This window comes from Mesorhizobium sp. M3A.F.Ca.ET.080.04.2.1 (assembly GCF_003952525.1).
In the GTDB taxonomy this organism is placed as follows: Bacteria; Pseudomonadota; Alphaproteobacteria; order Rhizobiales; family Rhizobiaceae; genus Mesorhizobium.
On the sequence record NZ_CP034451.1, the window covers coordinates 4562963 to 4577092 of the forward strand.

Consider the following 14130-nt stretch of genomic DNA (forward strand, 5'->3'; position numbering starts at 1 on the left):
TTGCAACGTCGCAAGATAGTCGTGGTTCTGAAGGGCTACCCGCGTCTGTCTGAAACCTTCATCGCGCAGGAGCTGCTCGGACTGGAGCGCGCCGGATTCGATCTGGTGCTTGTCGCGCTCAGGCGGCCGACCGACACAAAACGCCACCCTGTGCATGACGAGATCAAAGCGCCCGTCCACTATCTGCCGGAATATCTGCATGAAGAGCCGCTGCGCGTGCTTCGCTCGCTGTGTGCTTGTCTGCTGAGGCCGGGATTCTGGCGCGCGCTCGGATCGCTGGCTATCGATGTCCCCCGTGACTTTACCCGCAACCGCGTGCGCCGCTTCGGACAGGCGCTGGTGCTGGCGGCCGAATGGCCGGAAGACGGGGCCTGGCTGCATGCACATTTCGCGCACACACCGGCGTCGGTGACACGCTATGCCAGCCAGCTTCGTGGCCTGCCCTGGAGTTGCTCGGCCCATGCCAAGGACATCTGGACTTCGGCGGATTGGGATCTGGCCGGCAAGCTTTCGTCGGCGCGCTGGACGGTCACTTGCACGAAAACCGGCTTCGAGCGCCTGAAAGAGCTCGCCAACGGCAAGTCGCCTGTGCATCTGAGCTATCATGGGTTGGATCTCGATCGCTTCGGCAGTTTCAGCGAAGCGCGCAAACAGCATGACGGCTCGGCGCCGAACGAACCGGTTGTCGTTCTGAGTGTCGGGCGCGCCGTTGAAAAGAAAGGTTACGATACCCTGCTGGAGGCCCTTGCTCTCTTGCCTGGCGATTTGGCGTGGCGTTTCGAGCATATCGGCGGCGGCGAGCAGATGGAGCGGCTCAAGGCGTTGGCGCAGAAGCTCGGCCTGGATGGTCGCGTCTCGTGGAAGGGGGCGCTGGCGCAGGAGGAGGTGCTTCAGCACTACCGCCGCGCCGACATCTTCGCCCTGGCCTGCAGGATCACCGCGAACGGTGACCGGGACGGCCTGCCGAACGTTCTGGTGGAGGCGGCCAGCCAGCGGCTGGCCTGCGTGTCGACCGACATTTCCGGCGTGCCGGAGCTTTTGTCGGCGAATGAAACTGGGCTGCTGGTTCCGACGGAAGACCCGATTGCCCTGGCACAGGCGCTGGAGCATCTGATCCGTGATCCCGTGTTGCGCGCCCGCCTGGGCGACGCCGCAGAGCGGCGCGTGCGCGGCAATTTCGATCATATGGCAAGCATTGGACAGCTCAAGGAACTGTTCGAGCGCGAGTGGCGGCCCGCCGAATGAAGCGACTTCGCGTTTTCTTCTACGTCCAGCACCTCCTCGGTATCGGCCATCTGGCGCGCGCCAGCCGAATTGCGGCGGCTCTGGTCGATGACGGATTTGACGTCACCGTCGTGACCGGCGGAGCGCCGATCGCGGGGTTTCCGGGATCGGGTGTGAAATCTGTAGCCCTGCCGCCTGTCACCTCCGGTGATGAGGGCTTTTCCGGACTTGTCGATCTCCAGGGCAAACCCATCGACGAAGCTTTCAAGAAATGCCGCTCAGAGATGCTGCTGCAGGCATTTCGGGATTGCAGGCCCGATATCGTCATTGTCGAAGCGTTTCCATTTGGACGCCGGCAGATGCATTTCGAACTCTTGCCGCTGATCGAGGCCATCGACGCGACGTTGCCCAAGCCGCTGCTGGCGACGTCCGTCCGTGATATCCTTCAGGACCGCGTCAAGCCGGGCCGAAACGAGGAAACGGTCGATCTCATCAACAGGCATTTCGACCTTGTCATGGTCCACGGCGATCCGGCTTTCGCAACCATCGACAGGACGTTTCCACTGGCTGGGGCGATCAGGGCCGAGGTTGCCTACACAGGGCTCGTTGCTGCGCCGCCACCGTCCGCGGCCTCCGAGCGCTTCGACGTCCTGGTGTCGGTTGGCGGCGGGGCTGCGGGGAAAAGCCTTGTCACGTCCACCATCGCGGCGGCGCACAATGCCAACAATGCCTGGAAATGGTGTTTGATCACCGGCCCAAACCTGCCGAAAGACGAGTTTGACGTGATCGCGCGCAATGCCACGCCGGGTCTGTCCATCTTCCGCTTCCGCGCCGATTTCGCCAGCCTGCTGACCGGCGCCCGCCTGTCAGTCTCGCAGGCGGGCTACAACACCGTTTGCGATATCCTGCGCGCCGGTTGTCGCTCCCTGCTCGTTCCGTTTGCAGCCGGCGCCGAAACCGAACAGACGGTTCGCGCGCTGATGCTTGAAGAACTCGGTCTTGCAACCGTGCTGATGGAAAAGGATCTGACGCCTGAAGGTTTGGCCCAAACGATCGCACAGGCGCTTCTGGGACCTGCGCCAGCCGCGCATCGCCTCGACCTGGAAGGCGGGCCTCGTTCGGCGCAAATCCTGCGCGAGCAATATCGAAGATGGTCCCGGAAGGAGGGGCTTGGTTTCGGAAAAGTTCAGTGATCGCGACAAGGTGTTAGCGCGCGTCGCGGTCTGGTGAGATTCATGCGGCGCGCTTCAACTCCTTGTCTTCACGCATGTCGTTGTCTCAGGACCGCGCACACTTCTGAGCGACATGCATTAATGCATCAAACGGCTCCAATCAGCATGAAGCGCGTATAATTCTTTGTCGGCAGTTCGCCGGAAAACCGCACCTCCCGTAGCGCCGCCATTGCTTCGAAGGCTGCAAGCGAAGCGACGCAGTTGATGTGCGTCGGCTCGCTGAAATAGTCGTTCGATTGCAGCAGCACATTCGTGCCCTGCGGAAGCAGGGCAAGCCAGGCACGCAGATCGGCTATGTGTTCGCAGCTGGTATTGACTGCCAGGTCGGGCCGTCCGGTCGCATAATCGAGCGCGTACATGTCGGCCGTCAGCGCCTGGAACCGGTCGCCGGCTTCCCGGTTGAGGGTCCGGGCGACCGGAGCGACTTCGGGATCGATGTCGATGCTATCGATCGCCGCGATGTCGAAGCGGGTGTCGTTGAAAAGCATTGCCGGCAATACGCCGTACCATCCACCCAGAACCCATATGCGCCCGAACCGGCCGCCGCAACTGTCGAACAGCCCGTCGAGCGCCCACATCTTGCAGGCGACCTGCTTGTGGTTGAAGGCGTTGGCGATGTCGGCCTGCGGGTGCTTGGCGATGACGCGCGCCAGTCCTGCCACGAGAGGGCAGCTGACATAGGCAGCAATTCCACGCGTGAGGTCCAAGGCTTGCTCGTGCCAGTCCATGCCGGCATTGCGTGGTTGCGCGACATCCATCATATTCGTCTTGTATGTTGGGATTTCGGGCGGCACAACGCAATCTTGCCCTCGCGCGAGGCTGTTTGATTTCGCGGACGTGATTTTGCGGCAAGTCGCTTCGCCATTGCCCGTGCGGGAGAGAGCCTGTTGCGTCTGTCCGGACCATTGGCGTCCATCCGCCGGCACCAGCCGCGCAGCCGCGGCCCCGTGCCGCCCGGCTATTCGCCCAAACCTCGCGGAAGCCGCGGACCGTTTGGCCAGCCGATGACTTCGCTGATCAACGATACCCATGTCGCTGTCGTCGACCATGCGCCGGATCTTGTCGGCGGCGACGCGGAAATTGCCGATAGGCCATTCGCGGACAGCTGCTTTTACACCCGGCAACCTTCCAAATGAAGGATCCACGGTCGCATATGGAACCAAGCCTAGCCCGCTATATCTGGACGCACACCAAAAAGCAGCAGGTCTGGATATTGATGATCGTCCTGCTTTCGATGATCCCGTATTTCATATCCTTCGACCTGCCGAAGCTGATCGTCAACGGCCCAATTCAGGGCAAGGGCTTCGAGCAGCCGGGCGCGACCCAGGCATTCATGAGGCTACACTATGACCTGCCGTTGGTTGGAGAGGTCCAGTTCTTCTCCGGTTTTCAGCTCGACCGCACGCAGACGCTGTTTGCCCTGAGCGTTGTGTTCCTCTTGCTGGTCGTCATCAACGGCCTGTTCAAACTCTACATCAACACCTACAAGGGCCGGCTCGGCGAACGCATGCTCCGGCGCATCCGCTTCGATCTGGTCGATCGTGTGCTGCGGTTTCCGCCGATTTACTTCAAACGGGTGAAATCCGCCGAAGTGGCGACCATGGTGAAGGACGAGGTGGAGCCGCTGGGCGGCTTCATCGGCGATGCCTTCCTGCAGCCGGTGCTGCTCGGCGGCCAGGCGCTGACGGCCATGCTGTTCATCATGGTCCAGAACGTCTGGCTCGGGATGATAGCGGGCGTGATCGTTGTGATTCAGATCGTGCTCATCCCGCGAATGCGGCGGCGGCTGATCGTGCTGGGGCGCGAACGGCAGCTGACGGCGCGCGCGCTCTCGGGCCGGGTTGGGGAAATCGTCGACGGCATCGGCGCGGTTCACGTCCACGATACTTCAAATTACGAACGCGCCGACATTGCTGCCCGGCTCGGGCTCATCTTCAAGATCCGCTTCGATCTTTACCAGTGGAAATTCATGGTAAAGTTCCTCAACAATTTTCTCGCGCAGGTCACGCCCTTTTTATTCTACATGATCGGCGGCTACCTGGTCATCCAGGGGCGGCTGGACGTCGGCCAGCTCGTGGCCGTGATCAGCGCCTACAAGGACCTGCCCGGACCGATGAAGGAACTGATCGACTGGGATCAGGCCCGGCAGGACGTCCAAGTCAAATATCAGCAGGTCGTTGAACAATTCACCGTCGAGGATCTCATCGCGCCGACAATTGGGGCATTGACGATCGACGCTCCCGCTCCGATGACCAACCCCCTGTCGGCGATCAATCTGTCCATCGCAGACGATGGCGGTGCAATGCTCCTCGACCGTATCTCCCTCCAGGTCAAGCCGGGTGAGACGGTGGCGCTGGTCAGTACCGGAACGGGTGGAGCGGAGGCGCTTGCAGAAGCCTTCGCGCGGCTGAGCTGGCCGGACAGCGGAAAGGTCGCTTCGGGCGCCGACGACCTGCTTGAACTCCCCGAAGCGGTGACCGGCCGGCGCATGTCCTATGCCTCATCCGACGTTTTCCTGTTCCATGCAAGCCTGCGCGATAATCTGCTCTACGGGTTGAAGCATGCGCCGCTCAAACCGGTGTCGTATGACGGTTCTGCGGCAGACCAGCACCGCTGGAACATGCACGAGGCGCGCCGGTCGGGTAATCCGGATATCGACATCAACAGCGACTGGATCGACTATGCTGCCGCCGGCGCCACCGGCCAGCAGGACCTCTTTGAAGCGGTGCGCCGGGTGCTCGACGCGGTTGTTCTGTCGCGCGACATTCTGGATCTTGGCTTGCGCTCATCGGCTGACCTCACGCGTCACACGGAACTCGCCAGCCGGATCGTCGAACTGCGTACGGCACTGCGAACCCGGCTGGAACAGGAAGGGCTGAGCGGACTGGTGGTTCCTTTCGAACCGGGTGCCTACAACAAGGAAGCAAGCATCGGCCAAAACCTGCTCTTCGGTGCTGCCGCCGGCCCGGAACTGGCCGACAAGGCTCTAGCGGGCAATTCCTATTTCGCTTCTGTGCTGAGGGAAGCCGGCCTCGATCGCATCCTCTACGAAATGGGCATGGAGATCGCAGAACAGGCGATCGAGTTGTTCGCCGACTTGCCGCCCGATCATCACTTCTTCCAGCAGCTCGCCTTCATGAGCGCCGAGGAGATACCCGCCTACGAAAGCTTGCTGCAACGGCTCAAGAACCGCCCCTACGAGGCGGTCTCGGAGAGCGACCGTGCCATGATCGTCACCTTGAGCTTTGCCTATATCGAGCCCCGGCATCGATTCGGCCTGCTGAGCGACGAGCTGATGAGCAAGATCGTCGCTGCACGCAACCGGTTCTATGAGAACCTGCCGCCCGAGCTGCAAAATGCGATCGAACGGTACGATCCCGACAAATACATTGCCGCGGCCACCGTCATGGATAACGTCCTGTTCGGGCGCGTGGGCAACAACCATCCCGACGCGCCGGACCGCATACGCTCCATCGTCTATGACATTCTTGACGAACTGGGGCTTTATTCCGAACTTCTGGATGTCGGCCTGGACTTCAACGTCGGCGCCGGCGGCAGGCGGCTGACCGCTGGACAGCGACAGAAGCTCGATGTTGCCCGGGCCCTGCTCAAGCGTCCTGATTTTCTCATTCTCAACCGGCCGCTGTCGGCGCTCGACCAGCGTGTGCAGGACAAGGTGCTGCGGAACGTGCTCGAGGAAGCCAGGTGCGACGGCCATTCGCCGGCAATCGTGTGGGTCGTGACGAATCCGGCAATGGGGATGATGTTCGATCGCGTTATCGTCTTCGACTCGGGCCAATTGGTGGAAGACGGAACGCACGAGACACTTTTGGCAGGGAAGAGTATCTTCAAGGAACTGCTGTCGTAGAAGCAACGGTCATTCGGATGCGAAAATTCTGCCGCTGGGAATTTGCTGCAAGATCAAGGAATTCGGCGAAAAGCGCAGCGGGACCACATCTGCGCCGAAAACCCGAAGGATTTTGCGCAAATCACCCGGCTCTCCGCGTTGCCGGCTGGCGGACGCCCATTTTGTCGGGCCGCTGGCTCGACTGCGGGCTCGCCATCTTTCGCATGGTTCGACCCGCCATTGCGGAAACAGAATTCACTCTGTCTGGGCGTCGGTTGCTCTCATCTGGCAAACGCGAATTTGAGAAGGGTTGCGACAATGCTGCTCAAGGATGAAGTTGGAATGCTGCAGCGCGTTCCCTTGTTCTCCGGCATCGAAGCGACAAAGCTCAAGCTGCTTGCATTTACGTCCGATCGGGTGAGCTACAGCGCCGGCCAAATCCTTTTCCGGCAGGGCGACGAGGGAGACGCCGCCTATGTTATCCTTTCAGGCACGGCGGATATTCTGGTCGATTCCGATAGCGGACCAATAAAAGTTGCAGAACTGGCGCCGAATTCGATTGTTGGCGAGATCGCGATATTGTGCAACAGCTCCCGCACTGCGACCGTCAGGGCGGCAAGTCCGCTGGAAGCCTTGAAAATCAACAAGGATCATTTCCTGAGGCTTATGAAGGAGTTCCCGGAGATGACCATCGAGATATTGCGGGTTCTTGCCGATCGGCTAAGCCATACGACCGCGGATCTGATCGACGCACGAAACGCCTAGCAGCAGTTTGTTTGGCTACGACGGGCCGAAGGAGCAGCATGGATTTCCTGGTCAGGTTTTGGGGCGTGCGCGGCAGCATCTCGGTATCGGGACCAGAATTCGCTCGCTACGGCGGCAATACAATCTGCATTGAGATGCGATGCGGCAAGCATACGCTTCTGTTCGACGCGGGCTCTGGACTACGGCCTGCCGGGAGAGCGCTTCGGGCGTCAGGCGTGACCGATTTCGATCTGCTTTTCACCCATTGCCACTACGATCACATTATCGGGCTGCCGGCTTTTGCGCCGATCTATGACCGCAGCGTTAAGGTTGCGCTTTGGTCCGGGCATCTTGCAGGGCGCATGACGACCCGGCAGATGATCGATGAGTTCATGCGGCCGCCATGGTTCCCGGTGAAACTGGATATCTGCAAGGCAAGGCTCGACTGTCACGATTTTGCTTCCGGAGACGTGCTTCGGCCGCGCGAGGGGGTTGTGGTGCGAACCGCCAGCCTTCTTCATCCGGGCGGCTGCATAGGCTACCGGGTCGAATGGGGCGGACGCGTCGTGGCGGTGATCACGGATACTGAGCACGAGCCGGGCAAACTCGACCAGGCGGTGCTCGGCTTGATCGAAGATGCCGACCTCGTCATTTACGATTGCACCTACACCGAGGAGGAAATGGAACATCGCCGCGGCAACGGGCACTCGACATGGCAACAGGGCGTCAAGCTCTGTGAGGCTGCCGGTGCGCGGGGGCTTGCGCTGTTTCACCACGATCCGGCACGCACCGATGAGGAACTGGACGCGATGGAGAAACTGGCCAAAGACAGGTTTGCCGGCGCCTTTGCCGCGCGGGACGGCCAGACGCTCACGTTTCCAGTTTCATTGCACAAGAAGCGCTGAGTTATTTTGCTCTATCTTGTTGTTTGACGCGGTTCCGGACAGAAAACCGCTCACATTTTTCCTGGATTTGCTGTACCGGCGCTGCGCCCGATCAATGCCCTGATCGGAAGCCAGGCGCAGGCTTCGGTCTGTGCGGCGACTGTGAACAGCCGTTCGAGGAAAAGCCAGGCCGATTCATCATGTACGAGATGGTGGGTGAGCAGGCCGACCGGTTCGCCACCGTCGAACGCATGCTGCAATTGCGCAACGATGGCCTGAACCAATAGGCCATGATCGCGACAGCCGCGCGTGCCATGCCAATCCATGATGTCGACATTGCTGTTGACGACCGCCACTGAAGCCGGCTTCGACGGACCAAAGGCGGATAACGCCGCAAATCCTATCGATCCAAGCTCGGATACCAGGCCGGGGTCGATCCTGTTCCAGGGCGGCACCAGCATCGGAACGGCACGAGCGCCGTGCAGCCCGCTTACGCGCGACAGCCCGCGAGCCAGCTCATCGAGCACCGCCTCGCGCGGCCGATGCCGGCCGAGCTCCTGCTTTTTCTGGCCCTCGGGCGCATGATTCCGATGCGCCCAGCCGTGGATGGCGACCGTGACATGCGGCGCCTCGTCGAGCCGGACGACAAGCTTCTCATCGGTCAGCGCCGGAATGACGGCCAGAGTGAGCGCAACCGCGAATTCACGGGTGAGGTCCAGCAGCCGATCAAGCGCAGGCGTCGGATCCACGGCGTCATCGTCGCGCAGCCAGAACTCCGCCTTACGGTCCGCCCGTTGCCAGCGCGCCAGTTCTTCCACCAAGGGCTGCCAGATCTGATCGGATGTCATGCAACGGGGATCTTCGCAAGAAGTTCGGCCAGACGCGCCGCTGCAGTATCGAGGGATCGTTCTTCGAGGATGAAACGTCTGGCTTCGCCGGACATGAGCGCCCTTTCGTCGTCACGGACCAGAAGCCTTTCAATGGCAGAACTGAACGCCGCCACATCGCCCGGCGGGGTGAGAAGCCCGGTCTGGCCATCCCGCACCACCTCCGGAACGCCGGCGATGTCCTGAGCCACCACTGGAAGGCCGGCGGCCTGTGCTTCAAGATAGGCAAGGCCATAGGCCTCGCCACAACCCGGCCAGACGTAAATTCCTCCATTGTAGAGGACATCCGGCACGGCGGCCGGCTCGATCGCGCCAAGCCATTCGACACGGTCGGCGGGCAAGCCGGCGAACTGCGCTTTGACCTCGTCTCGGGCAGGGCCGTCCCCGACGACCGACATGGTCCAGGGCAGGTGGCGGATCGGACCGAGCGCTTGCGCCAGCATGCGATAGCTTTCGACTTTGTCGCCCGGGCGCATCATGGCAATGGTGACCAGGCGTGTCGGACAAGTGCTTGCCGGTGTTTCCCGGAATAGCGATGTGTCGATGAAGGGCGAAAGCATGCCGAAAGCGGCGTCGGGAATCGCGTCGATCAGTCCCCGACGGTCCCTCTGCGTGAAGCAGATGTTCAGCGCTGCCCGTTCGACGGCTCCCACCACCAACGCTTGCGCCTCGGCCCACAAACCGGTGCTGCGCCGCCTCGAATAGGAGGCTTCCGCAGTCACGTAGGGGAGGGCAAAGGCCGAAGCCAGCTCAGGGCCGATCAGGTCGGGCGCCTTGTAATAGGGATGATAGGAGAACCAGAGATCGGGCTTGCCGTCACGATCCCAAAGCTCTGTCAGCCGCGCGACTTCCTCTCGGGCCTCGGCCTTGAGCGCATCGAAACTTTTCGAGTCCGGTTCGCGTAGATAAAAACGCAATTCGGATGCCAGTTCGACGCGATGTCCTTCATGCTCCAGCGCCTTGACCAGCATCCGTGCCATCTGGCGGTCGCCGGAGGCAACGGCATGATTGGGCGACTTTAGCGGCGCGTAGAAGGCAATTCGCATCGCTGGACCCTATCATTGGAAAGCCTGTGCAAGTCAATTTGGAAGCATGATCGACTTTCACCATCAAGCAGTGGAATGTGCTATCTGATGCTCATGGGAACAGCTGCGGCGTCCGACCCGTTTGTCGCTTCTTTGCCGGTCTTCGCAAAATTCGAAAGCGTTGCCGATATCGACAACTATCGGCCTCTCCCCGATGGTTGGGCGCTGGCCACCGCCGATATCGTCGGCTCGACCAAGGCGATCGAGGCCGGGCGTTATAAAACCGTCAACATGGCTGGCGCCAGCGTCATTTCGGCGTTGCTCAACGCGCTGGGTCGGCAAGATCTTCCCTTTGTCTTCGGCGGCGACGGCGCGCTCGTGGCGTTTCCCGGCTCGGCGCTGGAGATCACCAGCAAGGCGCTGGCGGCTGTCCAGAGATGGGCGGCGGACGAACTGGACCTGACCTTGCGTGCCGCAATCGTGCCGATAGCGGATATAAGAGCGCAAGGGCTCGACGTTCGCGTGGCGAGGTTCCAAGCCTCCGAAGCGGTTTTCTATGCCATGTTCGCCGGCGGTGGCGGCAGTTGGGCGGAGGCCCAGATGAAAGCGGGGCGCTACCGCATCGGTCCTGCGCCGGCCGACGCGCGGCCGGATCTGACCGGTCTCTCGTGCCGCTGGAGCCCGATCGACGCCCGGCATGGCGAAATCGTCTCGATCATAGCCGTACCGGGTGCCTCGCGCGATTTGCGCGGTTTTCAGGTCCTGACTTCCGACATCATCGGCCTTGCCGGCGGACAGGAACGCGGTGGCCATCCGGTGCCGGCCGATGGGCCGGCCTACAGTTTTTCGCCCGCCGGCCTCGATCTGGAGGCGCGGGCCGTCGCGCCGGCGGGACGGCGGTGGCTGTCGAAGCTGTGGATACTGTTCCTGCTGTCGCTTGCGGCTGTCACCGATCGGTATGGCTGGACGATCGGCCGTTTCGATCCAAGGATCTACAAACGCGACGTGGCCAGCAATTCGGATTTCCGGAAGTTCGACGACGGCTTGAAGATGACCATCGACGTGGACGCGGATGTGTTGCAACGGATCGAGAACCGGCTGAAACAGGCGGAAGAGGCGGGCATTTGCAGCTATGGCCTGCACCGCCAGCAATCGGCCTTGATGACCTGTCTCGTCGCCTCGCCGCTGCAGCGCGACCACGTTCATTTCATCGATGGCGCCGCTGGCGGCTACGCGATGGCTGCCGCGAGCCTGAAGGCGAAGGTGTCGGTCTGACGGCTTGCGGAGGTGCATTTTCCGCAATATGCCTCGAGGTCTTGGGTGACGGAAGGCAGATTTTTGGACGCCTCACAATCGATATATGACCGTCTTCTGAAGCGGATTTCGACGCGCGCCGCGCAAGTCGGCGTGATCGGACTGGGCTATGTCGGGTTGCCGCTTGCGGTTGCGATCGCACGCGCCGGCTTCCCGGTTTACGGCTTCGACATCGAAGCCCAGAAGGTCGAGAGCCTGAACAACGGCCAATCCTACATTGAGGCTGTGACGTCGACAGCCCTTGCCGGCCAGGTGGCGAGCGGACGGTTCCGCGCCACTGCGGATTTTGCCGAACTGGCCGTCTGCGATGTCGTCATCATCTGCGTTCCGACACCGCTGACGAAAAACCGTGAACCGGACCTCTCCTTTGTCAGGAACACGGCAGGCACCATCGCGAAGCATCTGCTTCCCGGCCAACTGATCGTGCTGGAATCGACCACCTATCCCGGCACCACCGACGACGTGATCAAGCCCATACTGGAAGAAACCGGCTTGCAGTCGAAGAAAGATTTCTACCTCGGCTTCTCGCCCGAACGCGAGGATCCCGGCAACCGCAGCTTTGAAGTCGCGACGATCCCCAAGGTCGTGGCAGGCGACGGCATTGAAGCGGCAACGCTGGTGCAGGCTTTCTACCAGGGCGTGGTCGAGACCGTCGTTCCGGTTACCAGCACGGCGACAGCCGAAGCCGTCAAGCTGACGGAAAACATCTTCCGCTCGGTCAATATAGCCCTGGTCAACGAGTTGAAGGTCGTGCTCGGCGCGATGGGCATCGACATCTGGGAGGTTATCGAGGCGGCAAAGAGCAAGCCCTTCGGCTACATGCCTTTCTATCCCGGCCCCGGTCTTGGCGGGCACTGCGTTCCGATCGATCCCTTCTACCTGACGTGGAAGGCGCGCGAATACGAACTGCCGACCCGCTTCATCGAACTGGCGGCAGAGATCAACACGGCTATGCCGCGTCATGTGGTCGATGAACTGGCGAAAGCGCTGGATCGGCGTTGCGGCAAGGCACTCAGCCGCTCGCGAATTCTCATCATCGGGCTCGCCTACAAGAAGAACGTGCCCGACATCCGGGAAAGTCCTTCATTACGGCTCATTGAGCTCATCGAGGAATGGGGCGGCAGGGCAGAATTCCACGATCCGCATGTTGCCGAGATACCGACCACACGGGAGCATATGGCGCTCAAGGGGCGCCGCTCGATCGAATTGACCGAGGCCGCCTTGAAGGATTTCGATGCTGTCGTCGTGGCAACCGACCACGACGCGATCGACTATCAGGCGATCGCTGATCACGCTCTTCTGGTCGTCGACACACGCAATGTTTTTGGTCGCCTCGGGCTGGCCCGAGACACGGTGGTGAAGGCCTGAGGCGTGTGAGCCGGCGAATCTTTCACCCGCTGTCAGGATCGTGGTTGCATTCCGCCGACGGGCTCAACACATAATGCCCCGGAAGGTAGAAGCAGTTGCGCCTGCTCCTTGCCTGCAAGGACAGCGTTCGAGAAATTCTTCGCCGGCTTTGCAGCTGAAGCCGGCTTCATTGACTTCGAGGGTCCTGTATCTAAGTCGTTGGCGAACTGTTTTATGGACGGATCAAACGATAATGGCTCCGTCTTCGACGGGTTTCGAGATCGCATGAGCACAGCGCAAGCAGAGATTTCCACCATTCTCATGGACAAGGTTGCCGATTGGCTGACCCAATCGGCGCTGGCGGGCAACGACCTGGAAACGTTGGTAAAGGGCTTTTGCGAACGGCTAGCTGCTGCCGGCCTGCCGCTGAAGCGGGTGCATCTGAGCTTTTCGATGCTTCATCCGCTTTATGACGCGCTTGGCTTCACCTGGCTTCGCGGCCATGGCATGGAAGTGGAAGGCTTCCGCAATAAGGGCGGCGTGCCGTCCGACAGGTTCCTGACCAGTCCATACTTCCATCTGCTCAGCAACAAGCTCGACCATCTGCGGCGCCGGTTGGACACGTCCGTGCCGTCGGAGTTTCCTGTTTTCGATGAACTCAGGCTTATGGGCATCACCGACTACATGGCTTTCGTCCATCCCTTCGGCGGCAGCACCAGTCAGGGCATGATGGGCTCCTGGTCCACCGACAGCGCCGCAGGCTTCAGCGACAGCATGATTTCGGCGCTGCTGCGCATCCAGAACCATCTCGCTATCGCAACCAAGATGGCGGTGCTCACCAAGCTCGCCGACAACATGATGACCACCTATCTCGGCGGCGACGCCGGCAGGCGCGTGCTTGACGGCCAGATCAAGCGCGGCGAGGGCGATACCATCCGGGCCGCACTGGTCATGGCCGATATGCGCGGGTCGTCAAGGCTCGCCGAAACCTCCGGCCGCGAAATCTATATCGACACGCTGAACCAGTTTTTCGACGCCGTAGCTGCACCGTTCAATCGCAATGGCGGGCAGATCATGAGTTTCATAGGTGATGGCTTTATTGCGGTCTATCCTTGCGAAAGGCACCGCTCGCAGTCCGAGATCGCCTGCCAAGCTGCTCTTGCAGCAGCGCACAAGGCCACGGCGCGCGTGATGGATCTCAATTTGCATAGAAAAGAAAAGGGACTGTCGGAGATAAAGTTTGGCATCGGCCTGCATGTCGGCAATGTGATGTTCGGCAATGTCGGGCTTACCGACCGGCTGACATTCTCCGTCTTCGGCGCGGCTGTGAACGAGGTCCAGCGCCTCCAGATCTTCACTAAGAAATATCCTCACAGCGTCCTGGCCAGCGAACACTTCGCCAGCTATTGCGGCGCCAGCAAATGGCTGACGCTCGGCAAGGAAGAACTGCCCGGCATCAAGCAGAAGCTGACGGTGCTTTCACCCGATCTCTCGGGTGCTCTCGCAGTCGATGAAGACGCTGCGCTGGAGCCGATTTACGGCCGGAGATCGGACGCCGAGCAGGTCATGCTGCTTCATCGCGATACCGCGCGGCTGTCGGCAGGTGACCCCAGAAAGCTCCAGTAA

11 protein-coding genes are annotated in these 14130 nt (G+C 61.0%); 8 read left to right on the plus strand and 3 right to left on the minus strand.

All coding sequences use genetic code 11. From position 1 onward, the window contains the following. On the plus strand, window positions 1-1245 hold the full coding sequence (locus EJ074_RS21800) for a glycosyltransferase family 4 protein (protein WP_129553783.1): 1245 nt from the start codon (window positions 1-3) through the stop codon (window positions 1243-1245). After that, entirely contained in the window at window positions 1242-2417 is a 1176-nt protein-coding gene (locus EJ074_RS21805; RefSeq protein WP_129553784.1) for a glycosyltransferase family protein, read from the plus strand. Before EJ074_RS21800 ends, EJ074_RS21805 begins: the two co-directional genes overlap by 4 nt. A gap of 125 nt (window positions 2418-2542) precedes the next feature. On the opposite strand, the gene EJ074_RS21810 is transcribed toward EJ074_RS21805, so the two are convergent. Next, window positions 2543-3214, minus strand: a complete 672-nt coding sequence (locus tag EJ074_RS21810; protein WP_129554081.1) for a class I SAM-dependent methyltransferase — start codon at window positions 3212-3214, stop codon at window positions 2543-2545. A gap of 395 nt (window positions 3215-3609) precedes the next feature. Between EJ074_RS21810 and EJ074_RS21815 the strand changes: the two genes are divergently transcribed. From EJ074_RS21815 to EJ074_RS21825, 3 genes are all read left to right on the plus strand, one after another. Then, window positions 3610-6324 (plus strand): ABC transporter ATP-binding protein, encoded by a 2715-nt coding sequence (locus EJ074_RS21815; RefSeq protein WP_129553785.1) that lies wholly within the window; start codon window positions 3610-3612, stop codon window positions 6322-6324. A gap of 297 nt (window positions 6325-6621) precedes the next feature. Continuing rightward, on the plus strand, window positions 6622-7068 hold the full coding sequence (locus tag EJ074_RS21820; RefSeq protein WP_095804379.1) for a cyclic nucleotide-binding domain-containing protein: 447 nt from the start codon (window positions 6622-6624) through the stop codon (window positions 7066-7068). Between the two features lie 38 nt (window positions 7069-7106). Next, window positions 7107-7952 (plus strand): MBL fold metallo-hydrolase, encoded by an 846-nt coding sequence (locus EJ074_RS21825; RefSeq protein ID WP_129553786.1) that lies wholly within the window; start codon window positions 7107-7109, stop codon window positions 7950-7952. Between the two features lie 50 nt (window positions 7953-8002). Here the strand turns inward: EJ074_RS21825 and EJ074_RS21830 are convergent, their stop codons facing one another. Beyond that, window positions 8003-8779, minus strand: a complete 777-nt coding sequence (locus tag EJ074_RS21830) for a polysaccharide deacetylase family protein (protein ID WP_129553787.1) — start codon at window positions 8777-8779, stop codon at window positions 8003-8005. Next, entirely contained in the window at window positions 8776-9864 is a 1089-nt protein-coding gene (locus EJ074_RS21835; protein ID WP_129553788.1) for a glycosyltransferase family 4 protein, read from the minus strand. Before EJ074_RS21835 ends, EJ074_RS21830 begins: the two co-directional genes overlap by 4 nt. Before the next feature lie 75 nt (window positions 9865-9939). On the opposite strand from EJ074_RS21835, the gene EJ074_RS21840 reads away from it, so the two are divergent. The 3 genes from EJ074_RS21840 (at window position 9940) to EJ074_RS21850 (ending at window position 14130) form a co-directional block, all read left to right on the plus strand. Continuing rightward, entirely contained in the window at window positions 9940-11118 is a 1179-nt protein-coding gene (locus tag EJ074_RS21840) for a DUF3095 domain-containing protein (RefSeq protein WP_095804375.1), read from the plus strand. 63 nt (window positions 11119-11181) lie between these two features. Beyond that, complete coding sequence (locus EJ074_RS21845) at window positions 11182-12525, plus strand: nucleotide sugar dehydrogenase (protein ID WP_095804908.1); 1344 nt, start codon at window positions 11182-11184, stop codon at window positions 12523-12525. 264 nt (window positions 12526-12789) lie between these two features. After that, window positions 12790-14130, plus strand: coding sequence for an adenylate/guanylate cyclase domain-containing protein (locus EJ074_RS21850; protein WP_095804374.1), 1341 nt, complete (start codon window positions 12790-12792; stop codon window positions 14128-14130).

Coding starts and splice junctions, on each gene's coding strand:
- EJ074_RS21805 (WP_129553784.1), top strand. CDS start 1,242: ATGAAGCGACTTCGCGTTTTCTTCTACGTCCAGCACCTCCTCGGTATC.
- EJ074_RS21810 (WP_129554081.1), bottom strand. CDS start 3,214: ATGGATGTCGCGCAACCACGCAATGCCGGCATGGACTGGCACGAGCAA.
- EJ074_RS21815 (WP_129553785.1), top strand. CDS start 3,610: ATGGAACCAAGCCTAGCCCGCTATATCTGGACGCACACCAAAAAGCAG.
- EJ074_RS21820 (WP_095804379.1), top strand. CDS start 6,622: ATGCTGCTCAAGGATGAAGTTGGAATGCTGCAGCGCGTTCCCTTGTTC.
- EJ074_RS21825 (WP_129553786.1), top strand. CDS start 7,107: ATGGATTTCCTGGTCAGGTTTTGGGGCGTGCGCGGCAGCATCTCGGTA.
- EJ074_RS21830 (WP_129553787.1), bottom strand. CDS start 8,779: ATGACATCCGATCAGATCTGGCAGCCCTTGGTGGAAGAACTGGCGCGC.
- EJ074_RS21835 (WP_129553788.1), bottom strand. CDS start 9,864: ATGCGAATTGCCTTCTACGCGCCGCTAAAGTCGCCCAATCATGCCGTT.
- EJ074_RS21840 (WP_095804375.1), top strand. CDS start 9,940: ATGTGCTATCTGATGCTCATGGGAACAGCTGCGGCGTCCGACCCGTTT.
- EJ074_RS21850 (WP_095804374.1), top strand. CDS start 12,790: ATGAGCACAGCGCAAGCAGAGATTTCCACCATTCTCATGGACAAGGTT.